Origin of the sequence: Streptomyces tyrfis, assembly GCF_037034285.1 — a bacterium.
Taxonomy (GTDB): Bacteria; Actinomycetota; Actinomycetes; order Streptomycetales; family Streptomycetaceae; genus Streptomyces.
In genome coordinates this window covers 13,656-38,548 of the sequence record NZ_JBAGJZ010000065.1, presented here as the reverse complement: position 1 = coordinate 38,548, position 24,893 = coordinate 13,656, and the positions used below count along the sequence as shown (strand labels likewise).

Here is a 24,893-nt window from a genome sequence, read left to right as displayed (position 1 = left end):
TGGGGCCCCCACGTCGTGTCCGGGCCCGCCGCGCCGCGGGTCCCGGCCCGGCGGTCCGGCGGACCCGGCCGGCGCCGTCACCCGGTTCGTCGCGCCAGGGACAGGGTGCGGCGGGCCGAGGCGACCACGGCCGCGTCCACGAACCGGCCGTCCGGCAGGGCCAGCGCGCCCTGCTCCGTCACGGCCGCCGCCAGGATCTCCTCCGCCGCCTCGACCTCCCGGGCCGTCGGCCGGAAGGCCCGCTCGATGACGGGGAGCTGACGGGGATGGATCGCCGCCCGGCCCAGGAATCCCAGCGACCGGCCGTGCGCGCAGGAGGCGCGCAGCCCGTCCAGGTCCCGCACGTCCGGGAACACCGACTGGGTGGGCGGCGTCAGGCCCGCCGCCCGGGCGGCGACCACGACCCGGCTGCGCGCCCAGTCGAGCCCGGCGTCGTCCCGTACCCCCAGATCGGCCCGGAGGTCCGCCTCGCCCAGGGCGATCGCGCGCACCTGAGGGTGGGCGGCGGCGATGGTGTACGCGTGCTCGACGCCGAGCGCCGACTCCAGCAGCGGACACAGCGCCACCCCCGGGGCCACGGCCGCGAGGTGGTGGACGGACGCCGCGTGCGTGATCTTGGGCAGCCGGAGCCCGGCGAGCCCCGGCAGGCCCGCCAGGGCGCGGACGTCCGCCTCGGTGTGCACCCGGACGTGGAGCGGCGGCGCGGCCGGGTCCCCGGCCGCCTCGGACAGCAGCTCGGCGGTGGCCGACCGCGCGTACTCCTTGCGGTCCGGCGCGACCGCGTCCTCCAGGTCGACGATCACCGCGTCCGCGCCCGCGTCGCGCGCCTTGCGCACCACCTCGGGCCGGTCGCCGGGGACGTACAGCAGGGTGAGCGGGACCGCCGCCGTCACAGCACGCCCTCCGCCCGCAGCGCGGCGACGTCGGAGGCCGGCAGACCGAGCCCGGCGAGGATCTCGTCGGTGTCCGCGCCGTGCGGCCGGCCCGCCCAGCGGATCGCGCCCGGAGTCCCGGAGAGCCGGAACAGGACGTTCTGCATCCGCAGCGGTCCCAGCTCCGGGTCGTCGACCTCGGTGACCGTGTCCAGGGCCCGGTACTGCGGGTCCTCCATCACGTCCCGGACGTCGTACACGGGCGCGATCGCCGCCTGCGCCTTCTCGAACGCGCGCAGCGCCTCCTCACGGGTGTGCCGGGCGATCCAGTTCCCGACCGCCTCGTCGAGTTCGTCGGCGTGCTCGGCCCGGGTGGCGCCGGAGCCGAACCAGGGCTCGTCGACGAGTTCGGGCCGGCCGACCAGCCGCATCACCCGCTCCGCGACGGACTGCGCGGAGGTGGAGACGGCCACCCAGTGGCCGTCCGAGGTGCGATAGGTGTTGCGCGGGGCGTTGTTGCGGGAGCGGTTGCCGGTGCGCCGCTGGACGTGGCCGAGCTGGTCGTACCAGAGGGGCTGGGGGCCGAGCACGGTCAGGATCGGCTCGATGATCGCCATGTCGACGACCTGCCCCTCCCCGGTCCTGTCCCGTCCGGCGAGCGCGGCCATCACGGCGTACGCGGTGGCCAGCGCCGCGATCGAGTCCGCGAGCCCGAACGGCGGCAGGGTGGGCGGTCCGTCCGGCTCCCCGGTGATCGCGGCGAATCCGCTCATCGCCTCCGCCAGCGTGCCGAAGCCGGGCCGGCGGGCGTACGGGCCGAACTGGCCGAAGCCGGTGACCCGGACCAGCACCAGCCGGGGGTTGACGGCGTGCAGCTCCGCCGGGCCCAGGCCCCAGCGCTCCAGCGTCCCGGGCCGGAAGTTCTCGATGACCACATCGGCGCCGGCGGCCAGCCGGAGCAGGATGTCCCGCCCGGCGGGGGCGGAGAGGTCGAGGGTCAGATTGCGTTTGTTGCGGCCGAGGAGCTTCCACCACAGGCCGACGCCGTCCTTCGCCGGGCCGTGCCCGCGCGAGGGGTCGGGCCTGCGCGGATGCTCGACCTTGATCACGTCGGCGCCGAAGTCGCCCAGCATGGTGGCGGCGAGCGGGCCCGCGAAGAGCGTGGCGAGGTCCACGACCCGCAGACCGGTCAGGGGCGGCTGCCCGGGCGCGTTCACGCGGCGTCGATCTCGCTGCGGTACGGCATGGAGACCGACGCGCCCGGCCGTTGCACGCAGAGCGCGGCGGCCGACGACGCCCAGGCCAGTGCCTCCGGCACGGGACGCCGCTCGCTCAGCGCCACGGCCAGGGCGCCGACGAAGGTGTCCCCGGCGCCGGTGGTGTCGACGGCGGTGACCTCGGGCGCGGGGAAGCGGGCGGGTTCGCCGCCCCGGGCCGCGTAGAGGCAGCCCTTCGCGCCGAGGGTGATGACGACCGCCGGGACCCGCTGGAGCAGGATCCCGGCCGCCGCGCGGGGATCGGTGACGCCGGTCAGCGCGGCCGCCTCGTGCTCGTTGGGGACCAGCAGGTCGACGCGGTCGAGGAGTTCGGAGGGGAGCGGGCATCCCCCGCTCGCGCGCGGCCCGGCGCCCGGCGAGGGCCGCACCGGGGACGGGGTGAGGATGGTGCGCACACCGTGGTCACGGGCCGTCCGAGCCCCCTGGGTCACCACGGACAGCGGCAGCTCCAGCTGGAGGAGCAGCAGGCCGGCGGCGGCGATGGCGGCCGTCTCGCCGGGGCCGAGCTCGGTGAGGGCGCCGTTGGCGCCGGGGATCACCACGATGGAGTTGGCGCCCAGGTCGTCGACGACGATGTGCGCGGTGCCGCTGGGGCCGTCGGCGGTGTGCAGCAGGTCGGTGTCGACCCCGGCGTGCTCCAGGCCGGCCCGCAGCCGGGCGCCGTACTCGTCGTTCCCGACCACGCCGATCATCGTCACCTCGCCGCCCGCGCGGGCGGCCGCGACGGCCTGGTTGGCGCCCTTGCCGCCGAGAACGGTGCGGAACTCCCGCCCCGTGACGGTCTCCCCGCGCCGCGGCGCCCGGGCGACGTAGGCGACGAGGTCCATGTTGGTGCTGCCGAGCACCGCGATGCCGGTCATGGGCGGTGTGCCTCCTCGGGGACGGGCCGGTGGTCCGGTCCGGCGGGGAGGGCCGCCCCGGACCGGGGAACGTCATGTGCGGATTGTCCACCCGGGGGCCGCCGTTCCGTGTCCGCCAGCAGCCCGGCGAGTTCCATCAGGTCGGTCCCCGCGAGCCGGGGCAGCGCGCACCCGGCGAGGGTGCGGCATGCTTCGCGCCACCCGTCCGGCACGGCCCCGATGCCGCCGAGCGCACCGGTCAGCGCACCGGCCAGGGCGGGCGCCGAGTCGGCCACCCGGGACAGGCAGGCCGCCGCGGGGACGGCCTGGTCGATCCGGCCGCGCGCGGCGGTGGTCAGGGCGAGGGCGACCGGGACGGTCTCGGCGGCGGCGATCCCGTAGCTGTAGACGTGGTCGACGATCTGGTGCTCCAGCACCGGTACGAGGGAGAAGACGCCGGCCGCCTCGCGGACGAAGCCACGGGCGATCCGAACGGCGTGGGCGGCGTTGCGGGCGATCTCCGTGCCGTCGGGGAGCCGGGCGAGCGCGGCGTCCACCGCGGCGTCCACGTCCGCGCCGCCCAGCGCCGCGGCGACGGCGGCCGCCATGGCGCGGGCGCCGTGCACCCCGTCGCCGTCCTGGGTGTAGCGGGCGTCGAACTCCGCGAGGCCGGCCGCGGCGGCGGGGTCGCCGGGGTGGGCGGCGGCGAGGACGGCGGCCCGTACACAGGCGGCGTCGTCGAAGTAGTGCGGGTTGTCGTGGCCGGTGGCGGGCGGGCGCAGCCCGGCGGCGAGGTTGCCGAGCCCGGCCCGCACCGAGATCCGGGCGCGCAGCGGGAGCACCGCCGACTCGACCTCGGGGGCGCGGGCGGCGGCCGCCGCGACCTCGGCCGCCAGCGCGTTCCAGGCGGCGTCGACGGCGGCGCGCAGCCGTTGGCCGGGGGAGGGGTCGTGTGGCGGTCCGGCCGCTTCACCGGTCGCCGCGGCGAGCACGGTCCCGGCGGCGAACGCCGCCCATTCGGCGTCGTCGGAGGGGCCGAGCCGCAGGGGTTCGGGCGGCTGGTTGAGCGCGATCGGGACGGGCAGCGTGGTGGTGGCGTTCTGCTCGGCGAAGGTGTCGAGCTCCCGGGTGAGGCGCCGGGTCCACTCGGGCATCCGGGCCGCCCGGTGCCGCGCGGCCGGCCAGCCCGCGGCGTCCCCGGCGGCCAGCCCCAGCAGCAGCCCCTCGATTCGGGCGCGGTGACCGGGGACCGCCCCGGCCCGGCCCGGGGCGGCCGGGCGGGCGGCGGTGTGCGAAGCGACGGGCGGGGTGGGGCGGGCGGTGCGGTCCGGGCCGGGGGAGGGGCCTCTGTCCCCGCCCGCGCGGGAGGGGCCTCCGCCCGTGTGTCCGCGTCCGCGCCCGTCGTCCCGGCCGCCCCCGCGCCCGTCGTCCCGGCCGCCCCCGCGTCCGTCGTCCCGGCCGCCCCCGTCACCGTCGCTCCCGTACCCCTCCCTCCCGTCCTTCTCCTCCCTCTCGTACTTCCCCTCCCTCCCGTCCCTGCCGTCCCCGTGGTCGTGCGGCTCGTCCGGTCGGGTGAGCAGTTCCGCGATGTCCAGGACGTGGTGGCCCCGCATCGACGGCAGGCAGCTGCCCCGGACCGGGCCGATCGCGTCCGCCCAGTGCCGGGGGATCGCGGACTCCCCGTTCAGGGCGCCGGCGAGAGCGCCCGCCACCGCGGCCGTGGTGTCCGCGTCGCGGCCCATGTTGACCGCGGTCAGTACCGCCGTACGGAAGTCGCCGCGGGCCGCCGCGAACGCGCCGAAGGCCAGGCCGACCGCCTCGGGCGCCAGGTCCGTCCACGGGTAGCCGCCGACGACCACCGCGGAACGCACCGCGCGCTCCATGGTCAGCCGGTCCGGGCAGAGGCGCTGCGCGGCGGTCACCGCGCGCCGCAGCGAGCGCGCCGTCCACGAGTCCATGGGAACGACGGACAGCGCCGCCGCGATCACCGACGCGACCCCGGCGCCCGTCATCGCGGCGGCCACCCCGGCCGCCACCGCCCGGCCCCCGTAGATGCCCTCTCCGTCATGGCTGACCTGGCCGTCCACCGCGACCAGCCGCGCCGCCTCGTCCGGCCGGCCCGCGGCGAAGACGCCGAACGGCGCCGCCCGCATCGCCAGGCCGTCGCTCCAGGCGTGCCGGTGCTGGGCGGAGATCGGGGCGGCGAGTCCCCGGCGGAGGTTCTCCAGGGTGCCCCGTTCGCTGAACCCGGCGCCCCGGAACGGTCCCTCGTCGAGGTCGGCGATCCACCGGTGCCAGGCCCGTTCCACCTGGGCCACGGTCAGCGCCGAACCGTGCCGGGCCAGCAGCAGCCCCGAGAAGATCGCGTACTCCGTGTCGTCCGTGCCCGCCGGGTCGTCGCTCACGAAGCCCTCGATCCGGCCCCAGCGGCGGCGGATCTCGGACGGCCGGAGGTTCTCCGCCGGCGCGCCCAGCGCGTCACCGACCGCGAGACCGAGCAGGCAGCCACGGGCCCGGTCGACGCGCGGCGCGCCGCCCGGTCCGCCCCGGACCTCCGCCCGCGGCGGACCATCTGAAGTCAACTTCATCGTCTGCCGACCCTTCGCTCGCGCCGAGCCAGTTCTGCTGATTGATCGATCTGTGCCACACGAGCACCGGGCAAAGGCTGATATTCGCGACAAAGCGACCAGTCGGATGATGGCTTCCGGACAGCAAGGAAGGCCGTACTTACCCGATTACGGAGGGTGGTAAGTACGGCCTTCCTTGCTGGCGGGAGCCCTTTTTCGTGCGTACTTTCGATGTTGCTCGGCGGGGTGGAGCACCTGGGCCCGCCGCTGGAAGGGGAGAACCGTGGCCATCATCGAGACCGACGCCGTACTGCACGAGGCGCACCGCGACAACCACACCCACCGCGATGTGAACGGTGGCTGGCTGCGTCCGGCGGTCTTCGGGGCCATGGACGGCCTGGTCTCCAACCTCGCGCTGATGACCGGGGTCGCGGGCGGGGCCGTCTCCCAGCAGACGATCGTGATCACCGGTCTCGCGGGGCTCGCCGCGGGCGCGTTCTCCATGGCGGCCGGCGAGTACACCTCCGTCGCCTCGCAGCGCGAGCTGGTCGAGGCGGAGCTCGACGTCGAGCGGCGCGAGCTGCGCAAGCACCCCAAGGACGAGGAGCGGGAACTCGCGGCGCTGTACGAGGCCCGGGGCGTCGAGCCGGAGCTGGCCCGCGAGGTGGCGCGGCAGCTGTCGCACGACCCCGAGCAGGCCCTGGAGATCCACGCCCGCGAGGAACTCGGCATCGACCCCGGCGACCTGCCCTCGCCGCTCGTCGCCGCCGTGTCGTCGTTCGGCTCGTTCGCGCTGGGCGCCCTGCTGCCCGTGCTGCCGTATCTGCTGGGGGCGACCGCGCTGTGGCCGGCCGTGCTGCTCGCGCTGGCCGGACTGTTCGGCTGCGGCGCGGTGGTGGCCCGGGTGACGGCGCGCAACTGGCTGTACAGCGGGCTGCGTCAGCTGGCGCTGGGCGGGGCCGCCGCCGCCCTCACCTACGGCCTGGGCACGCTGTTCGGCGTGGCGGTCGGGGGCTGACCGGCCGCTGACCGGGGGAGACGGGCGGGCCGCGCGACGGCCCGCCCGTTCCGCGTTCCCGGGGGCGGGCGCCCCCTGTGCGCCCGGCCCGGCCGGAGGCGCGCCCGTGCGGTCGGCGCCTGCCCCCGTACGGCCGGGCGCGCGTCCGGCCGGGGCGCGCCCGTGCGGTCCGGAGGCGCGTGTCCGCCCGTGCGCGGGCCCGCCCGGTCGGTCGCCGCCGCTCGGGTGATGCCGTTCCGCCGCCCGTGTGATGTACGTCTTCGCGGTCGACTCTGGGCGGGGCGGCTCCGACGGGCGTAAAATCGTCCTCCACGGCAGAGCCGCTCCTCAGCAGCCGTTACCCGGCGGTTTCGATTTCTCGGCCACCGGGCAAGAGCCGTAGCACCGCGGGCAACGACGCCTGCTCTCTGCGGTCCCCCCTCTCGGGCGCCGATCTTCCGACTGCGACACCATCCCCCAGAACAACCGGTTCAGGCATCGGTTCAGCACGTCTTCGGACCTCGCCGATGTCCGCATGTTGGAACGAACTTTCCGCTTCTTGAGAAGCGCCCCATCATGTAACCTGCACGCACTTTCGCGGAGGGCCAGCGTCGTCCCTCGGCACAGCACATGCCACGACGACGACGGGAGAGCCCATGCGTACCGACGCCTGGTCGCCCATGGACGGTCGCCCCGCCCGGCAGGGCCTGTACGACCCCCGTGACGAACACGACGCCTGCGGGGTCGGGTTCGTGGCCACCCTCACTGGTGTGGCCAGCCATGAGCTGGTCGAGCAGGCGCTGACCGTACTGCGCAATCTCGAACACCGCGGAGCCACCGGTTCCGACCCCGACTCCGGCGACGGCGCGGGAATCCTCCTCCAGGTGCCGGACGCCTTCCTCCGCGCGGAGGTCCCCTTCGACCTCCCCGAGGCCGGCGCGTACGCCGTCGGCATCGCCTTCCTCCCGGCGGGCGAGTCCGCCGAGACGCTCCGGAAGCTGGAGAAGATCGCCGCCGAGGAGGGGCTGACGGTCCTCGGCCGTCGCGAGGTCCCGGTCGCCCCGGACATCCTCGGCAACGGCGCCCGCGCCACCATGCCCGACTTCTGCCAGCTCTTCGTCGCGGACGGCGAGTCCGCCGGCATCGCCCTCGACCGCAAGGCGTTCGTGCTGCGCAAGCGCGCCGAGCGGGAGGCCGGGGTGTACTTCCCCTCGCTCTCCGCCCGCACGATCGTCTACAAGGGCATGCTCACCACGGGGCAGCTGGAGCCGTTCTTCCCGGACCTCTCCGACCGCCGCCTCGCCACCGCCGTCGCCCTGGTCCACTCGCGGTTCTCCACCAACACCTTCCCGAGCTGGCCGCTCGCCCACCCGTACCGCTTCGTCGCGCACAACGGCGAGATCAACACGGTCAAGGGCAACCGCAACTGGATGCGGGCCCGCGAGTCGCAGCTGGCGTCCGATCTGTTCGGCTCCGCCGACCATGGGCACAGCGGCTCCGCCGACCACGGGCACAGCGGCTCCGCCGACCACGGGCAGGGCGGCCCCGCCGGCCAGGGCCCCGGCGGCGGTCCCCGGGGGCTCGACCGGATCTTCCCCGTCTGCACCCCGGACGCCTCCGACTCCGCCTCCTTCGACGAGGTCCTGGAACTGCTCCACCTCGGCGGCCGCTCCCTGCCGCACGCGGTGCTGATGATGGTCCCCGAGGCATGGGAGAGCCCCGAGTCCCGGCACACCATGGACGCCGCCCGCCGCGCCTTCTACCAGTACCACTCCACGATGATGGAGCCCTGGGACGGCCCGGCCTGCGTCACCTTCACCGACGGCACCCAGGTCGGCGCGGTCCTCGACCGCAACGGGCTGCGTCCCGGCCGCTACTGGGTCACCGACGACGGACTCGTCGTGCTCTCCTCCGAGGTAGGCGTCCTGGACGTCGACCCCGCGAAGGTTGTCCGCAAGGGCCGCCTCCAGCCCGGCCGGATGTTCCTCGTCGACACGGCCGAGGGCCGCATCATCGAGGACGACGAGATCAAGGCCTCGCTGGCCGCCGAGCACCCCTACCAGGAGTGGCTGGAGGCCGGCGTCATCGAACTCGGCGACCTCCCGGAGCGCGAGCACATCGTGCACACCCACGCCTCCGTCGCCCGCCGCCAGCAGACCTTCGGCTACACCGAGGAGGAGCTGCGCGTCATCCTCGCGCCGATGGCCCGCACCGGCGGCGAACCGCTGGGCTCCATGGGCACGGACTCGCCGATCGCCGCCCTGTCCGAGCGCCCCCGGCTGCTCTTCGACTACTTCACCCAGCTGTTCGCTCAGGTCACCAACCCGCCGCTGGACGCCATCCGCGAGGAACTCGTCACCTCGCTGCGCTCCTCGCTCGGCCCCCAGGGCAACCTCCTGGAGCCGACCGCCGCGTCCTGCCGCAGCGTCACCCTGCCGTTCCCGGTGATCGACAACGACGAGCTGGCCAAGCTGATACACATCAACGCCGACGGCGACATGCCGGGCATGAAGGCGGCCACGCTCTCCGGTCTCTACCGGGTCGGCGGCGGCGCCGAGGCCCTCGCCGCGCGGATCGACCAGATCTGCGCCGAGGTCGACGCCGCCATCCTGGACGGCGCCCGCCTCGTCGTGCTGTCCGACCGGCACTCCGACGCCGAGCACGCGCCGATCCCGTCGCTGCTGCTCACCTCGGCCGTCCACCACCACCTCATCCGCACCAAGCAGCGCACCCAGGTGGGGCTGCTGGTCGAGGCCGGGGACGTCCGCGAGGTCCACCACGTCGCGCTGCTGATCGGCTACGGCGCCGCCGGCGTCAACCCGTACCTGGCGATGGAGTCCGTCGAGGACCTGGTCCGCGCCGGCACGTTCATCGAGGGCGTCGAGCCCGAGCGGGCCATCCGCAACCTGATCCACGCGCTCGGCAAGGGCGTCCTGAAGGTCATGTCCAAGATGGGCATCTCCACGGTCGCCTCCTACCGGGGCGCCCAGGTCTTCGAGGCCGTCGGCCTGGACGACGAGTTCGTCGCGACGTACTTCTCCGGCACCGCCACCAAGATCGGCGGCGCGGGCCTCGACGTCGTCGCCCGCGAGGTCGCCGCCCGCCATGCCAAGGCGTACCCCGCCTCCGGCATCTCCCCCTCGCACCGGACGCTGGAGATCGGCGGCGAGTACCAGTGGCGCCGCGAGGGCGAACCGCACCTGTTCGACCCGGAGACCGTCTTCCGCCTCCAGCACGCCACCCGCACCAAGCGCTACGACATCTTCAAGAAGTACACCGACCGGGTGAACGAGCAGTCCGAGCGCCTGATGACGCTCCGCGGCCTGTTCGGCTTCCGCAGCGACCGCGAGCCCGTCCCCGTGGACGAGGTCGAGCCCGTCTCCGAGATCGTCAGGCGGTTCTCCACCGGCGCCATGTCGTACGGCTCGATCTCCCGGGAGGCGCACGAGACCCTCGCCCTCGCCATGAACCGGCTGGGCGGCAAGTCCAACACCGGCGAGGGCGGCGAGGACCCCGACCGGCTGTACGACCCGGCCCGCCGCTCGGCGATCAAGCAGGTCGCCTCCGGCCGCTTCGGCGTGACCAGCGAATACCTGGTCAACGCCGACGACATCCAGATCAAGATGGCCCAGGGCGCCAAGCCCGGCGAGGGCGGCCAGCTCCCCGGCCACAAGGTCTACCCCTGGATCGCGAAGACCCGGCACTCCACCCCGGGCGTCGGCCTGATCTCCCCGCCGCCGCACCACGACATCTACTCCATCGAGGACCTGGCCCAGCTGATCCACGACCTCAAGAACGCCAACCCGGCGGCCCGCATCCACGTGAAGCTGGTCTCCGAGGTCGGCGTCGGCACGGTCGCCGCCGGTGTCTCCAAGGCGCACGCGGACGTCGTCCTGATCTCCGGCCACGACGGCGGAACGGGCGCCTCCCCGCTCACCTCGCTCAAGCACGCGGGCGGCCCCTGGGAGCTGGGCCTGGCCGAGACCCAGCAGACCCTGCTGCTCAACGGGCTGCGCGACCGGATCGTGGTGCAGACCGACGGCCAGCTGAAGACCGGCCGGGACGTCGTCGTCGCCGCCCTGCTGGGCGCCGAGGAGTTCGGCTTCGCGACCGCGCCGCTCGTCGTCTCCGGCTGCGTCATGATGCGCGTCTGCCACCTGGACACCTGCCCGGTCGGCATCGCCACCCAGAACCCGGTGCTGCGGAGCCGCTTCACCGGCAAGGCCGACCACGTGGTCAACTTCTTCGAGTTCATCGCGCAGGAGGTCCGCGAACTCCTCGCCGAGCTGGGCTTCCGCTCGATCGAGGAGGCCGTCGGACACGCCGAACTCCTCGACACCGACCGCGCGGTCACCCACTGGAAGGCGCAGGGCCTCGACCTGGCCCCGCTCTTCCACGTGCCCGACCTGCCCGAGGACGCCGTCCGCCACCAGCGGGTCGAGCAGGACCACGGCCTCGCCAAGGCCCTCGACAACGAGCTGATCAGGCTCGCCGCCGACGCCCTCGACGCGGACGGCGCCGAGAACGCCCAGCCGGTCCGGGCCCAGCTGCCGATCCGCAACATCAACCGGACCGTCGGCACCATGCTCGGCCACGAGGTGACCAAGCGGTTCGGCGGCGCCGGACTGCCCGAGGACACCGTCGACATCACCTTCACCGGCTCGGCCGGCCAGTCCTTCGGCGCGTTCCTGCCCGCCGGCGTGACACTGCGCCTGGAGGGCGACGCCAACGACTACGTCGGCAAGGGCCTCTCCGGCGGCCGGATCGTCGTCCGGCCCGACCGGGGCGCCGACCACCTCGCCGAGTACTCCACCATCGCGGGCAACACCCTCGCCTACGGCGCCACCGGCGGCGAGATGTTCCTGCGCGGCCGGACCGGTGAGCGCTTCTGCGTCCGCAACTCCGGGGCCACCGTCGTCGCGGAGGGCGTGGGCGACCACGGCTGCGAGTACATGACGGGCGGCCGTGCCGTCGTCCTCGGCGAGACCGGACGCAACTTCGCCGCCGGCATGTCGGGCGGGGTCGCCTACGTCGTCGACCTCGACCTCGACCACGTCAACGCCGGCAACCACGGCGCGATCGAGGCCCTGACCGACGCCGACCGGCAGTGGCTGCACGACGTGGTGCGCCGCCACCACGAGGAGACCGGCTCCACGGTCGCCGGGAAGCTGCTCGCCGACTGGGACACCGCGGCCTCCCGCTTCAGCAAGATCATCCCGTCCACCTACAAGGCAGTGCTCGCCGCCAAGGACGCCGCTGAGCTCGCCGGTCTCTCCGAACAGGAGACCACCGAGAAGATGATGGAGGCGGCGACCCATGGCTGACCCCAAGGGCTTTCTGACCACCGGGCGCGAGGTCGCCGAGACCCGCCCCGTCGCCGAGCGCGTCAGGGACTGGAACGAGGTCCACGTCCCCGGCGCACTGCTCCCGATCATCAGCAAGCAGGCCGGCCGCTGCATGGACTGCGGCATCCCGTTCTGCCACAACGGCTGCCCGCTCGGAAACCTCATCCCCGAGTGGAACGACTACGCCTACCGGGAGGACTGGCGGGCGGCGTCCGAGCGGCTGCACGCCACGAACAACTTCCCGGAGTTCACCGGGCGGCTCTGCCCGGCGCCGTGCGAGTCGGCGTGCGTGCTCGGCATCAGCCAGCCGGCCGTCACCATCAAGAACGTCGAGGTCTCCGTCATCGACAAGGCGTGGGGCAGCGGCGACGTCACCCCGCGACCGCCCGAGCGGCTCTCCGGCAAGACCGTCGCCGTGATCGGCTCGGGCCCGGCGGGGCTCGCCGCCGCCCAGCAGCTGACCCGGGCCGGCCACACCGTCGCCGTCTACGAGCGCGCGGACCGCGTCGGGGGGCTCCTGCGGTACGGCATCCCCGAGTTCAAGATGGAGAAGTCGCACATCAACCGCCGCATCGAGCAGATGCGCGCGGAGGGCACCAAGTTCCGTACCGAGACGGAGATCGGCCGCGACATCGACGCAGCCAAGCTCCGCCGCCGCTACGACGCGGTCGTCATCGCCGCCGGCGCCACCGTCTCCCGCGACCTGCCCGTACCGGGCCGTGAGCTGAACGGCGTGCACTTCGCGATGGAGTACCTGCCGCTCGCCAACAAGGTGCGCGAGGGCGACCTGACGGTCTCCCCGATCAGCGCCGAGGGCAAGCACGTCGTCGTCATCGGCGGCGGCGACACCGGGGCCGACTGCGTCGGCACCGCCCACCGGCAGGGCGCGCTGTCCGTCACCCAGCTGGAGATCATGCCGAGGCCGGGCGAGGAGCGGAACGCCCACCAGCCCTGGCCGACGTTCCCGATGCTCTACAAGGTCACCTCCGCCCACGAGGAGGGCGGCGAGCGCGTGTACTCCGTCTCGACCACCCACTTCGAGGGCGACGAGGACGGCAACGTCCAGGCTCTGCACCTGGTCGAGGTGGAGTTCAAGGACGGCAGGCCGGAGCCGAAGCCCGGCACCGAGCGGCGGATCCCCGCCCAGCTGGTCACCCTGGCCATGGGCTTCACCGGCACCGACCGGTCCAACGGCCTGGTCGAGCAGTTCGGCGTGGAGCTCGACGAGCGCGGCAACATCGCGCGCGACGCGGACTTCGCCACCAACGTCGAGGGCGTGTTCGTCGCCGGTGACGCGGGCCGCGGCCAGTCCCTCATCGTGTGGGCCATCGCCGAGGGCCGTTCCGCAGCGCGCGGCGTCGACCGCTACCTGACCGGGACCAGCACCCTGCCGGCCCCGATCCGCCCGACGGACCGCGCCCTGGCGGTCTGATCACCCCCCGAGGACGTCCCGTACAACGGCGTACGGAACCGAACGCGGCGCCCGCCCGTCCCCGACCCGGACCATCGGCGGGCGCCGCGGCGCGTCCGGAAGGGGCTGGCGGCGCGGCGCGTCCGGAAGGGGCTGGCGGCGCGGTGCGTGAGGGCGGACGATGAGTGCGGGTGGCGAGCGGTGCGCGAGGGCGGGCGGGGCCGTCCGCCGCGGACGGGCCCCCGGCCCCGCTCACGCCAGCAGCGCGGACGTCTTCAGCACCACCAGCAGCATCAGCACGGCGAGCAGCACCACGCACGCCGCCCCCTGGACCGCCGTCCGGCCCTTCGCCGGGGCGTACGCGTACGCGACCGTGACCACGCCACCGGTCAGCAGACCGCCCAGGTGGCCCTGCCAGGAGGTGAATCCGGCCGAGATCAGCATCCAGATCAGGAACCCGGCCATGAACCGGTTGACCGCCGCCATGTCGCGTCCCAGACGCCGGTTGATGACGTAGAACGCCGCCCCGAGGCCGAAGATCGCGCCCGAGGCCCCGACCGTGCCGTCGAACGGCGCGATCAGATACACCAGGACCGAACCGCCCAGCGCCGACAGCAGATACAGCGCCAGATACCGGACCCGGCCCAGCTGCTCCTCGACGACCCGGCCCAGATTCCACAACGCGTACATGTTGAAGGCGATGTGCAGGATCCCGAACGGCAGCGAGCCGAACGACGAGCCGCCCGGCGGAAGATGCAGGAACGCCCCGGTCAGCAGCCGGTACCACTCGCCGTCCACCACCCCGATCACGTCGAAGCCGGTGAAGTCGCCGTTCTCGTAGAGGTACCGGCTGCCGTCCGGCGCGGTCAGCCCGGCCCCCAGCATCGCGAACCGGTCGACGATCCCCGGACGGACCAACTCGCCCAGATACGCGAGGACGTTGAGGCCGATCAGCGCATACGTCACCAGCGGCACGGCGGTCCTCGCCACCACGCCGCCGAACACGGTGCGGGCCCGGCGGATCGACCGCTGTCCCTCCTTCACGCACTCCACGCACTGGTGGCCGACGGCCGCCTCCCGCATGCAGTCCGGGCAGATGAAGCGTTCGCAGCGGACGCAGCTCACATACGTCTCGTACGACGGGTGGCGGAAACAGGTGGTGACCGCGGCATCCACGGCGGGCTCCTCACGGTGGGCGGACAGGCAGCGGCCGGTGGGGGCGGCGGCGATCAAAATAGCGAACCGCCGCCGCCGGGGGCACGCGTGGGTGGCCCCGGGGCAGCGCCCGACGAGGCCGTAAGCTCGGGAGTCCGGCGCGTCGAAGATCGGAGCACCCGTATGACCGGCTCGTTCAGCAGCACAGGTCCGGCCATCGGCCTCCGGCAGATCGAGGAGACCGCGCCCGCGCTGGTCAGCCTCTACAAGAGCGCGTCGGTCTCCCTGACGAAGAACGGCATGAGCGGGGAACGGGCCGCGGTCTACCTCGTCCTCGACCACTCCGGCTCCATGCGGCAGTACTACCGGGACGGCAGCGTCCAGGCCCTGGCCGAGCGGGTCCTGGGCCTCTCGGCGCACCTGGACGACGACGGCCGGGTCCCCGTCGTCTTCTTCTCCACCGGCATAGACGCCGTCAGCGACCTGGCCCTGGACGACTACCGGGGCCGGATCGACGCGATCGCGTCCGGTCTGGGCCACATGGGACTGACCAACTATCACCTGGCCATGGACGCCGTCATCGACCACTACCTGGACAGCGGGTCGACCGCCCCCGCACTGGTGATCTTCCAGACGGACGGCGGACCGACCAGCAAGCACGCGGCGGAACGTTACCTCTGCAAGGCCGCCGAGCTGCCGCTGTTCTGGCAGTTCATCGGCTTCGGCAACAAGAACAGCAGACAGTTCGACTTCCTGCGCAAGCTCGACGAACTGCCCGTTCCGGAACGGCGTGCCGTCGACAACGCGGGCTTCTTCCACGCCGGACGCAAGCCGAGCCGGATGCCGGACGCCGAGCTGTACGACCGGCTGGTCGGCGAGTTCCCGCACTGGCTGGCCGCCGCCCGGGCCCGGGGGATCGTCGGGGACTGACCAGCCCCGGCCGCCGGGAGCGCGCCGGACCCGCCCGGGGCGGGGCGGCGCGCCGGGCGGATGTCCCGGGAATCCGGACAGAGGATGTCGGGTTTCCCCGATTTCCTGTCCCCATGACTTCGACGACATCGACGAGATCGACCCCACGGAATTCCTGGGCGGCGTTCCGGACCGCCCACCCCGCCTTCGCCGAGACCGTCCGGGCCCGCTTCGGGCTGTACCGGCACCACGTCCTCGCGACTCTCCGCAAGGACGGTTCGCCCCGGGTCACCGGACTGGAGGTGGACTTCCGCTCCGGCGAGCTGCTGCTCGGCATGATGCCCGACTCGCGCAAGGCGCTCGACCTGCTGCGCGACCCGCGCTTCGCCGTACAGGCCAACCCGGGACCGGACGCCGAGATGGCGGACGGCGACGTCCGGATCTCCGGCCGGGCGGTGGAGGTGACCGACCCCGGGTTCCTGTCCCTTTACCGGGAGGAGGCGAAACCGCCGGAGCCGTTCCAGCTCTTCCGCGCGGAACTGGACGAGGTGGTCCTGACCACCCTGGGATCCGACGAGATCGTGCTGAGGGTCTGGCGGCGCGGGGCGCCGGTGCGCACCCTCCACCGGCCCTCCGACGGCGCCCCGTACGAGGCCTGACCGTCCGGCGACGAGGCCCGACCGTCCGGGGAGGAGACCTGACCGCCCGGGGACGGGAGCCGACCGTCCGGGGACGGGAGCCGACCGTCCGGGGACGGGAGCCGACCGTCCGGGGACGGGAGCCGACCGTCCGGGGACGGGAGCCGACCGTCCGGGGCTCCGGGGGACGGGGCCTGACTCGTTCCCGGACGGGACCCGACTCGCCGGGCCCTCAGGCTCCTCCCGCCGTTCCCCGGGCCTCTCCCGCTGTTCCCCGGGCCTCTCCCGTCGTTCCCTCCGGCGCGGGGGAGGAGTCCCCGGGCCCCGCCAGCACCCGCGCCCGGCAGGCGCCCGGCGTCCCCCACGCGTCCCGCAGCGGACGGGCCTTGCGCAGCCACAGCGACAGGTCCAGCTCCTCGGTGTAGCCCACCGCGCCGTGCAGCTGCAGCGCCGCCCGGGCGGCCGCGTACCCCGCCTCGCCCGCCGCCGCCTTGGCCGCCGCGACCGACGCCCCGGCGTCCGGCGCCCCCTCGGCGAGCGCGACCGCCGCCCCGTACAGCAGCGGACGGGCGAACTCCAGCCCGAGCAGGACGTCCGCGAGTCGGTGCTTGACCGCCTGGAACGATCCGATCGCCGTGCCGAACTGGGTGCGCCGCCCGACGTGGTCGACCGTGGCCCGCAGCAGCGCCTCCCCGACGCCGAGCGCCTGCGCGGCCGTGGCGAACGCCGCCCACTCCCCGGCCCGCGCGGCCGCCCGGACCACGTGCGGACCGGACGCCAACGAGTCCCCGCCCGACGGGGGGCGCAGCAGCCGCCGGGCCGGGTCCGCCGACACCGCGAGCGCGCCGGGCCCGGGCGCCAGCCGCAGCTCGTCGCCGCTCACCGTGAACACGGCGTCCACCGCGTCCGCGTCCAGCGCGTACGGTCCGTGCCCGTCCATCCGCAGCGTCGCGGACGCCGCGCCGGACGCCAGGCGCGGCAGCCACTCCTTCGCCGCCGCGCCGCCCACGCCCGCCAGCAGCACCCCCGCCGCGACCGTCTCCACCACCGGACCGGGCACCGCGTGCCGCCCCAACTCGGTGAACGCGACCGCGAGTTCGACCGGGAGCGGTCCCACGCCCCCGTACTCCTCCGGTATCGCCAGCGCGAACACCCCGGCCTCGGCGAGGCGCGCCCACAGCTCCCGGCCCGGCCCGAAGTCCCCCGCGGCCCAGGCCCGTACCGCCGACGGGGTGCCGGCCGCCGTCAGCATCGCGTCCAGCGAGCGGGCGAAGTCCCGCTGCTCGTCGTCGAGGAGGAAACGCATCAGCGCCGTCCCTTCGGCAGGCCCAGCAGACGCTCGGCGATGATGTCGCGCTGGATCTCGTTGGTGCCCGCGTAGATGGGGCCGGCGAGCGCGAAGACATAGCCCTCGGCCCACGCGGAGTCCGCGCGCTCGGCGTCCGGGCCCAGCAGGTCGAGCGCCGTCTCGTGCAGCGCGATGTCGTACTCGGACCAGAACACCTTGTTGAGGCTCGACTCGGCGCCGCCGACCGCGCCCTCGGCGAACCGGGACGCGGCGGCGCCGGTGAACAACTGATACGCGCGCGCCCCGATCACCGCGTCCGCCACCCGGTCGCGCAGCGCGGTGTCCGACGGGTCGCCCCTCTCGCGCCAGAGCGCGGCCAGCCGGTCCGCGGCGGCCAGGAAGCGGCCGGGGGAGCGGAGCGTCAGCCCCCGTTCGTCGCCCGTCGCCGCCATGGCGATGCGCCAGCCCCGGCCCGGCTCGCCGATGACGTCCTCGTCCGGAACGAACACCTCGTCCAGGAAGAGTTCGGCGAAGGCGGGCTTGCCGTCCAGCCGCCCGATCGGACGCACCGTCACCCCCGGCGCCGACAGGTCGAACATCAGATACGTCAGCCCGTGGTGCGGCTTCGCCGCCCCCGGGTCCGAACGGAAGACGCCGAACGCCCGGTCCGCGAACGCCGCCCGCGAGGACCAGGTCTTCTGCCCCGACAGCAGCCAGCCGCCCTCCGTGCGCACCGCCCGCGACCGCAGCGACGCCAGGTCCGACCCGGCCTCCGGCTCGGACCACGCCTGCGCCCAGATCACCTCGCCGCTCGCCATCGACGGCAGGATGCGGGCCCGCTGCTCCTCGGTGCCGTGGTCGAAGAGGGTCGGGGCCAGCAGATTGATGCCGTTCTGCGAGACCCGGCCGGGCGCGCCCGCCGCGTAGTACTCCTCCTCGAAGACCAGCCAGTGGAAGAGGCCGAGGCCCCGGCCGCCGTAGGCGCGCGGCCAGGAGACGACCGACCAGCGGTCCGCGTGCAGCCGCGCCTCCCACTCCCGGTGCGCGGCGAAGCCCTCGGCGGTCTCCAGCGACGGCAGCGGTCCGGCGGGCACGTGGTCCCGCAGCCAGGCCCGCGCCTCGGCCCGGAACGCCTCCTCCTCGGCGGTGTACGACAGGTCCATCAGCCCTCCGCCCGCCCCGCCGCGTCCGCCCGCCCCATCGCATCGGGCGGGCCGGGGGTCCCCGCCCGTTTCATCGAGGCGACGTCCATGCCGCCGAGCGGGTCGGCCGCCGTCTCCGCGTTGTGCGCGTGCGCCAGGTGGTGCAGCCCGAAGACGGAGTCGAGCCCGGCGTGCAGCCCCTGGAGGTCCTCGGCCTGGTTGACCGCGCGCTTGGTCAGGGCCAGCCCCATGCGCGGCATCCGCGCGATCCGCAGAGCCAGCTCACGGGCCGCGGCGGCGAGCGCGTCCCGCTCCACCACCTGGTTCACCATGCCGATCTCGTGGGCGCGCCGTGCGGTCATCCGGTCGCCGGTGTACAGGAACTCCTTGGCGATCCGGGGCGGCATCACCCACGGGTGGGCGAAGTACTCGACGCCGGGGACGCCCATCCGGACCACCGGATCGGCGAAGAAGGCGTCCTCGCTCGCCACGATCAGGTCGCAGACCCAGGCGAGCATCAGCCCGCCGGCCACGCACGCCCCCTGCACGGCGGCGACGACCGGCTTCGGCAGCTCGCGCCAGCGCCGGCACATGCCGAGGTACACCTCCGACTCGCGGGCGAAGCGGCTCTCCGCGCCCGCCTTGTCGGAGTGGTCCCACCACAGCCCCGCCCGGCGCTCGAAGGGCAGATGGGCGTCGCGCCCGGGAGAGCCGATGTCGTGGCCCGCCGAGAAATGGTCCCCCGCGCCGCCCAGCACGACCACCCTCACCTCGGAGTCCTCGGCGGCACGGTAGAACGCGGCGTCCAGCGCGTAGGTCATCGCGGAGTTCTGCGCGTTGCGGTAGCGCGGGCGGTTCAGCGTCACATGGGCGACCGGGCCCCGGCGCTCGTACAGCACGACGTCGGCGTCGGTCCCGCCGTCCGGACCGGCGTCGGGACGACCGGCGGGCCTGGCGTGGGCATCGGGCATCGGCTCATCCTTCCCTAACAAGTGTTTGGTAGGTTAACGTACCGGGAGAGCACCGTCGAGAACCGCGTGGACCGGGATCGAGGAGGCACGGGCGTGGACGCACCGCGGTACGTATCCGGACACGGGCTGCTGGCCGGCCGCGGCGCCGTCGTCACCGCCGCCGCGGGCGCCGGGATCGGCGGAGCCACCGCCCGCAGGTTCCTGGAGGAGGGCGCCCGCGTCGTCATCGGCGACGCCCATGCTCGTCGGCTGGGGGAGACCGAGCGCGCCCTGGCCGAGGAGTTCGGCGCCGACCGCGTCGCCGCGCTGCCGTGCGACGTCACCGACGAGGAGCAGGTCCGGGCGCTCCTCGCGCTCGCCGAACGCCTCCACGGCGGCCTCGACATCGTCGTCAACAACGCCGGGCTCGGCGGCACCGCGACGCTCACCGAGATGACCGACGAGCAGTGGGCGAAGGTCGTCGACGTCACCCTCAACGGCACCTTCCGCTGCACCCGGGCCGCCCTGCGTTCCCTGCGGGCGGCGGGACGCGGCGGCGTCGTCGTCAACAACGCCTCCGTCGTCGGCTGGCGCGCCCAGAGCGGCCAGGCCCACTACGCCGCGGCCAAGGCGGGGGTCATGGCGCTCACCCGCTGCGCCGCGATCGAGGCCGCCGAGTACGGCGTGCGCGTCAACGCCGTCGCCCCCAGCCTCGCCATGCACCCGCACCTGGTGAAGGTCACCTCCGCCGAGCTCCTCGACGAACTGACCGCGAAGGAGGCCTTCGGCCGCTGTGCCGAGCCCTGGGAGGTCGCCAACGTCATCGTCTTCCTCGCCAGCGGCTACTCCTCGTACATGACGGGCGAGGTCGTCGCCGTCAGCAGCCAGCATGCCTGAGCGGACGTCCGCGGCCGCGCCCGCGACGCCCGGGGCGGCCGCCGCCGCGCCCGCCACACCCGGGGCAGGGCCCGGCGGACGGAGAATGGGCGGGTGCCTACCAAGAAGAAGCCCCAGGTGACCCCCTCTCCCGCGCGCCGCCGCGAACTGCTCGACACCGCCGCCGAGGTGTTCGCCGCGCAGGGATACAACGCCACCACCGTCCGCAAGATCGCGGACGCGGCCGGGATGCTCGCGGGCAGCCTCTACTACCACTTCGACTCCAAGGAGTCGATGATCGACGAGATCCTCTCGACCTTCCTCACCGAGCTCTGGGAGGGCTACGACACGGTGCTCGCCGCCGGGCTCGGCCCCCGCGAGACCATCGAGGCCCTCGTGACCGAGTCCTTCCGGGAGATCGACCGGCACCGCGCCGCCGTCGCCATCTACCAGAAGGAGTCCAGGCACCTGGCGACCCAGCCGCGCTTCCAGTACCTCGCCGACTCCCAGCGCAAGTTCGAGCAGGCGTGGCTGGGCACCCTGGAACGCGGCGTCGCCGACAAGACCTTCCGCGCCGACCTCGACATCCGCCTCACCTACCGGTTCGTCCGCGACACCGTCTGGGTCGCGGCCTCCTGGTACCGGCCCGGCGGACAGCACAGCCCCGACGAGATCGCCCGCCAGTACCTCTCGATGGTCCTGGACGGCATCGCCCTGGACACCCGGCCCGGGCGACACCCCGTGTGAACCCGCGCACCCCGCGTGCGCCCATGTGAAGGAGCGGCAGTCATGGCCGAGGCATACATCGTCGAAGCGGTACGCACCCCGGTCGGCCGGCGCGGCGGAGGACTCGGCGGGATCCACCCCGCCGACCTCGGCGCCCACGTACTCAAGGCCCTCGTCGAGCGGGCCGGGATCGACCCGGCGGCCGTCGACGACGTGGTCCTCGGCTGCCTCGACACCGTGGGCCCGCAGGCCGGCGACATCGCCCGCACCTGCTGGCTGGCGGCCGGACTGCCCGAGGAGGTCCCCGGCGTCACCGTCGACCGCCAGTGCGGCTCCTCCCAGCAGGCCGTGCACTTCGCCGCCCAGGGCGTCCTCTCCGGCACCCAGGACCTGGTCGTCGCGGGCGGCGTCCAGAGCATGACCCAGATCCCGATCGCCTTCGCCTCCCGCCGGGCCGCGGCGCCGCTGGGCCTGACGGAAGGGCCGTACGCCGGCAGCGAGGGCTGGCGCGCCCGGTACGGGGACGCGCCGGTCGACCAGTTCCACGGCGCCCAGCTGATCGCCGAGAAGTGGGGGATCAGCCGGCTCGACATGGAGGAGTTCGCCCTCCGCTCCCACCGGCGCGCGATCCGCGCCGTCGACGAGGGCCGCTTCGCCCGGGAGACCGTCGCCGTGGGCGACGTCACCACCGACGAGGGGCCGCGCCGCGACACCGGCCTGGAGAAGATGGCCGCGCTGAAGCCGGTCATGGAGGGCGGCACCATCACCGCCGCCTGCTCCTCGCAGGTCTCCGACGGGGCCGCCGCCGTGCTGCTGGCCTCCGAACGGGCCGTGGCCGAGCACGGCCTCACCCCGCGCGCCCGCGTCCACCACCTCTCGGTGCGCGGCGAGGACCCCATCCGCATGCTGTCGGCCCCGATCCCGGCCACCGCCCGCGCGCTGGCGAGGACCGGCATGACCATCGACGACATGGACCTGGTCGAGATCAACGAGGCGTTCGCCCCGGTCGTCCTGGCCTGGCTGAAGGAGACCGGCGCCGACCCCGACCGGGTGAACGTCAACGGCGGGGCGATCGCCCTGGGCCACCCGCTCGGCGCAACGGGCGCGAAATTGTTGACGACGCTGCTGCACGAGCTGGAGCGCACCGGGGGCCGCTACGGGCTCCAGACGATGTGCGAGGGCGGCGGCCAGGCGAACGTGACGATCATCGAACGGCTCTGACCCCCCGGGCCGACCCGATCCGCCCCCGATCCGCCCCGATCCGCCCCGGAACAGGCCCGGGACCGCCCCGGAACAGGCCTGGGACCGGCCAGGGACCGGCCCGGGACCGGCCCCGGGCCGCCGGAGCGCGGGCCCGGAGACACGGGCCCGCGCCGGGCCGGCGCCCCGGGACCGGGAGCCGGAGACTCCGGCCGCCCCCGTGTCGCGCACCCGGTGCGTCCGGCGGAACGTGCTACGGTGGACGCGTTGCAGTTTTGGTACCCATGAACATGATGTGCGCCTGACGGGAATGCTTCGTCAGGCGCATTATTGTTTTCCGGCTTTCTCCGGATGGGGCTCCATGCGGCGACTCGGAATCCGCGAGGTGCGGATCTCCGGCACTGCACCTGTTGAGGAGAATGACATGGCCACCGGAACCGTGAAGTGGTTCAACTCGGAAAAGGGCTACGGCTTCATCGAGCAGGACGGCGGCGGCGCCGACGTCTTCGCCCACTACTCCAACATCAGCTCCTCCGGCTTCCGTGAGCTGCACGAGGGCCAGAAGGTCTCGTTCGACGTGACGCAGGGCCAGAAGGGCCCGCAGGCGGAGAACATCGTTCCGGCCTGACCCGTCGGACGCGCGACCCGCAGCCGGGGCCCGCACCGTGAAGGTGCGGGTCCCGGCTTGTGCTGTCCCCGTGGCCCCGGGCCCGCTCCCGCAGGCCGTCGTCCCATCACGCTGTGTTCCCAGCCGTCCCGGCAGTTCCCCCGGGGTTCTGGGAAATTCCAGGAATCCCCAGGAGGGCAATTCCGTATGACCCGCTCCGAACGCCAGGACCGACCCGCCGCCGACCGCCCGTCGAGGGGGCGCGGCACGGCCCCGGCGAAGGCGGCCGCCAAGGGTTCCGGCAAGGGACCCGGCAAGAGTTCCGGCAAGGCGTCGTCCCGTCGCAGGACCACACCGCCGCAGGGAGAGTTCGCCCTGCCCGAGACCACCACCCCCGCACTGCCCGCCGTCGAGGCGTTCGCCGAGCTGGACATGCCGGAGGCGCTGCTGAAGACGCTCGCGGCGCAGGGCGTCACCGCACCCTTCCCCATCCAGGGCGCCACCCTGCCGAACTCGCTCGCCGGCCGGGACATCCTCGGCCGCGGCCGCACCGGCTCCGGCAAGACCCTCGCCTTCGGCCTCGCCCTGCTGGCCCGTACCGCGGGACGGCGCGCCGAACCCCACGCCCCGCTCGCCCTGGTCCTCGTCCCCACCCGCGAGCTCGCCCAGCAGGTCACCGACGCGCTGACGCCGTACGCGGCCGCCCTGCGGCTCCGCCTGGCCACCGTCGTCGGCGGCATGTCGATCAACCGGCAGGCCGCCGCGCTGCGCCGGGGCGCCGAGGTGCTCGTCGCCACCCCCGGGCGGCTGAAGGACCTCATCGAACGCGGGGACTGCCGTCTCGACCGGGTCTCCGTCACCGTGCTCGACGAAGCCGACCAGATGGCCGACATGGGCTTCATGCCGCAGGTCGTGGCGCTGCTCCGGCAGGTCGAGCCGGACGGCCAGCGGATGCTGTTCTCCGCGACGCTCGACGCGAACATCGACCGGCTGGTCAGGATGTTCCTGACCGACCCCGTGGTGCACTCGGTCGACCCGTCGGCGGGCGCGGTCACCACGATGGAACACCATGTGCTGCACGTGGCGGACGAGACCGACAAGAAGGCGGTCGCCCTCCGGATCGCCGCCCGCGACGGCCGGGTGATCATGTTCGTGGACACCAAGCGCGCCGCCGACCGCTTCGCCAAGCGGCTCCTCGCGAACGGGGTACGGGCCGCGGCCCTGCACGGCGGGCGCTCGCAGCCGCAGCGCAACCGGACGCTGGACCAGTTCAAGAACGGCCAGGTCACCGCACTCGTCGCGACGAACGTGGCGGCGCGCGGCATCCACGTCGACGATCTCGACCTCGTCGTGAACGTGGACCCGCCGACCGACCACAAGGACTATCTGCACCGCGGCGGGCGCACCGCCCGGGCGGGCGAGTCCGGCAGCGTCGTCACCCTGGTGCTGCCCGCGGAGAAGCGGGAGATGACCCGTCTGATGGCGGACGCGGGGATCGCCCCGCGCACCACCCGGGTCGCCTCCGGCGACGAGGAGCTCGCCCGGATCACCGGGGCCCGCGAGCCCTCCGGCGTCGCGGTCGTCATCGAGGTCCCGCAGCAGGCCGCCCCGCAGCGGCGGCGCACCCGGGCCGCCGAGTCCGGCCAGGACGGCGCGGGTGCCGGCTCGGGCGGCCGCCGGCGCAGGCGCGGCGGATCCGGCCGGGGCGCCGGAGGCGAGGGGCGGGCCACCGCCGGCGCCGGCCGGGGCGGCGAGAGCCGGGTCCCGGGCGGCGCCGCGGCCGGTGCCACCTCCCGCGAGTCCGGCGCCCGCGGCCGATCGGGCGGCACGGGCACGGCGACGGGCGGCCAGTCCCGGCCGACCGGAACCGGGCGTTCCCGCTCCGGACGCTCCCGGACCCGCGCCGGGGACGGCGGTGCCGAGCGAACGGGGCGCGGGGGCCGGGCCGCGTAGCCGTACCCCCGCCCCGTGCGCGGGCGGATCGCCCGGGACGGCCCGCCGCCCGCCCGCCGCACACGCTCCGGGGCGCACGCCGCGCCCGCCGCACCCGCGCGGGGCAGGGAGGGCGCGCGCGGGCGGCGGACCGGGAGGAGA

The 24,893-nt window shown here is 74.3% G+C and carries 18 protein-coding genes and 1 pseudogene; 10 read left to right on the top strand and 9 right to left on the bottom strand.

The window, feature by feature from the left end; all coding sequences use genetic code 11:
- Positions 1-77: 77 nt before the first annotated feature.
- The 5 genes and pseudogenes from WA762_RS32580 to WA762_RS32560 all read right to left on the bottom strand — a co-directional run.
- Positions 78-893: an HpcH/HpaI aldolase/citrate lyase family protein gene (locus tag WA762_RS32580; protein ID WP_335940900.1), complete on the bottom strand. Its 816-nt coding sequence runs from the start codon at positions 891-893 to the stop codon at positions 78-80.
- Positions 890-2,089 carry a CaiB/BaiF CoA transferase family protein gene (locus WA762_RS32575; protein ID WP_335940899.1) on the bottom strand — a complete coding sequence of 400 codons (1,200 nt, stop codon included), beginning with the start codon at positions 2,087-2,089 and terminating at the stop codon, positions 890-892. The genes WA762_RS32580 and WA762_RS32575 overlap by 4 nt, the downstream gene beginning before the upstream one ends.
- The gene (locus tag WA762_RS32570) at positions 2,086-3,009 is read right to left on the bottom strand and encodes a ribokinase (protein ID WP_335940898.1); all 924 of its coding nucleotides are present in this window, start codon (positions 3,007-3,009) and stop codon (positions 2,086-2,088) included. The genes WA762_RS32575 and WA762_RS32570 overlap by 4 nt, the downstream gene beginning before the upstream one ends.
- Entirely contained in the window at positions 3,006-4,217 is a 1,212-nt protein-coding gene (locus WA762_RS32565; RefSeq protein ID WP_335940908.1) for an ADP-ribosylglycohydrolase family protein, read from the bottom strand. The genes WA762_RS32570 and WA762_RS32565 overlap by 4 nt, the downstream gene beginning before the upstream one ends.
- 489 nt (positions 4,218-4,706) lie before the next feature.
- Positions 4,707-5,576 (bottom strand): annotated as a pseudogene (locus WA762_RS32560) (ADP-ribosylglycohydrolase family protein); the annotation flags it as partial.
- A gap of 262 nt (positions 5,577-5,838) precedes the next feature.
- Between WA762_RS32560 and WA762_RS32555 the strand changes: the two are divergent.
- The 3 genes from WA762_RS32555 (at position 5,839) to WA762_RS32545 (ending at position 13,329) form a co-directional block, all read left to right on the top strand.
- On the top strand, positions 5,839-6,573 hold the full coding sequence (locus WA762_RS32555; protein WP_335940897.1) for a VIT1/CCC1 transporter family protein: 735 nt from the start codon (positions 5,839-5,841) through the stop codon (positions 6,571-6,573).
- Positions 6,574-7,208: 635 nt separating this feature from the next.
- The gene (gltB, locus tag WA762_RS32550; RefSeq protein ID WP_335940896.1) at positions 7,209-11,876 is read left to right on the top strand and encodes a glutamate synthase large subunit; all 4,668 of its coding nucleotides are present in this window, start codon (positions 7,209-7,211) and stop codon (positions 11,874-11,876) included.
- The gene (locus tag WA762_RS32545; RefSeq protein ID WP_335940895.1) at positions 11,869-13,329 is read left to right on the top strand and encodes a glutamate synthase subunit beta; all 1,461 of its coding nucleotides are present in this window, start codon (positions 11,869-11,871) and stop codon (positions 13,327-13,329) included. The genes gltB and WA762_RS32545 overlap by 8 nt, the downstream gene beginning before the upstream one ends.
- 231 nt (positions 13,330-13,560) lie before the next feature.
- Here the strand turns inward: WA762_RS32545 and WA762_RS32540 are convergent, their stop codons facing one another.
- Positions 13,561-14,484, bottom strand: a complete 924-nt coding sequence (locus tag WA762_RS32540; protein WP_335940893.1) for a rhomboid family intramembrane serine protease — start codon at positions 14,482-14,484, stop codon at positions 13,561-13,563.
- Positions 14,485-14,646: 162 nt separating this feature from the next.
- Between WA762_RS32540 and WA762_RS32535 the strand changes: the two genes are divergently transcribed.
- Positions 14,647-15,393, top strand: coding sequence for a vWA domain-containing protein (locus WA762_RS32535; protein WP_335940891.1), 747 nt, complete (start codon positions 14,647-14,649; stop codon positions 15,391-15,393).
- A gap of 113 nt (positions 15,394-15,506) precedes the next feature.
- Positions 15,507-16,031, top strand: a complete 525-nt coding sequence (locus WA762_RS32530; protein ID WP_335940889.1) for a pyridoxamine 5'-phosphate oxidase family protein — start codon at positions 15,507-15,509, stop codon at positions 16,029-16,031.
- 211 nt (positions 16,032-16,242) lie between these two features.
- Here the strand turns inward: WA762_RS32530 and WA762_RS32525 are convergent, their stop codons facing one another.
- The 3 genes from WA762_RS32525 to WA762_RS32515 are packed head-to-tail and all read right to left on the bottom strand — an operon-like array spanning position 16,243 to position 19,411.
- Positions 16,243-17,316, bottom strand: coding sequence for an acyl-CoA dehydrogenase family protein (locus tag WA762_RS32525; RefSeq protein ID WP_335940888.1), 1,074 nt, complete (start codon positions 17,314-17,316; stop codon positions 16,243-16,245).
- On the bottom strand, positions 17,316-18,461 hold the full coding sequence (locus WA762_RS32520; protein WP_335940886.1) for an acyl-CoA dehydrogenase family protein: 1,146 nt from the start codon (positions 18,459-18,461) through the stop codon (positions 17,316-17,318). The genes WA762_RS32525 and WA762_RS32520 overlap by 1 nt, the downstream gene beginning before the upstream one ends.
- Entirely contained in the window at positions 18,461-19,411 is a 951-nt protein-coding gene (locus WA762_RS32515; protein WP_335940884.1) for an enoyl-CoA hydratase, read from the bottom strand. Before WA762_RS32515 ends, WA762_RS32520 begins: the two co-directional genes overlap by 1 nt.
- A 93-nt stretch (positions 19,412-19,504) precedes the next feature.
- Between WA762_RS32515 and WA762_RS32510 the strand changes: the two genes are divergently transcribed.
- The 5 genes from WA762_RS32510 (at position 19,505) to WA762_RS32490 (ending at position 24,752) form a co-directional block, all read left to right on the top strand.
- Positions 19,505-20,287 (top strand): SDR family oxidoreductase, encoded by a 783-nt coding sequence (locus WA762_RS32510; protein WP_335940883.1) that lies wholly within the window; start codon positions 19,505-19,507, stop codon positions 20,285-20,287.
- A 93-nt stretch (positions 20,288-20,380) separates the two neighbouring features.
- Entirely contained in the window at positions 20,381-21,013 is a 633-nt protein-coding gene (locus tag WA762_RS32505; RefSeq protein ID WP_335940881.1) for a TetR/AcrR family transcriptional regulator, read from the top strand.
- A 42-nt stretch (positions 21,014-21,055) separates the two neighbouring features.
- Positions 21,056-22,213, top strand: coding sequence for an acetyl-CoA C-acetyltransferase (locus WA762_RS32500; protein ID WP_335940879.1), 1,158 nt, complete (start codon positions 21,056-21,058; stop codon positions 22,211-22,213).
- Between the two features lie 403 nt (positions 22,214-22,616).
- Positions 22,617-22,820 carry a cold-shock protein gene (locus tag WA762_RS32495; protein WP_335940877.1) on the top strand — a complete coding sequence of 68 codons (204 nt, stop codon included), beginning with the start codon at positions 22,617-22,619 and terminating at the stop codon, positions 22,818-22,820.
- Between the two features lie 186 nt (positions 22,821-23,006).
- On the top strand, positions 23,007-24,752 hold the full coding sequence (locus tag WA762_RS32490) for a DEAD/DEAH box helicase (protein ID WP_335940875.1): 1,746 nt from the start codon (positions 23,007-23,009) through the stop codon (positions 24,750-24,752).
- The last annotated feature ends 141 nt before the right edge of the window (positions 24,753-24,893 follow it).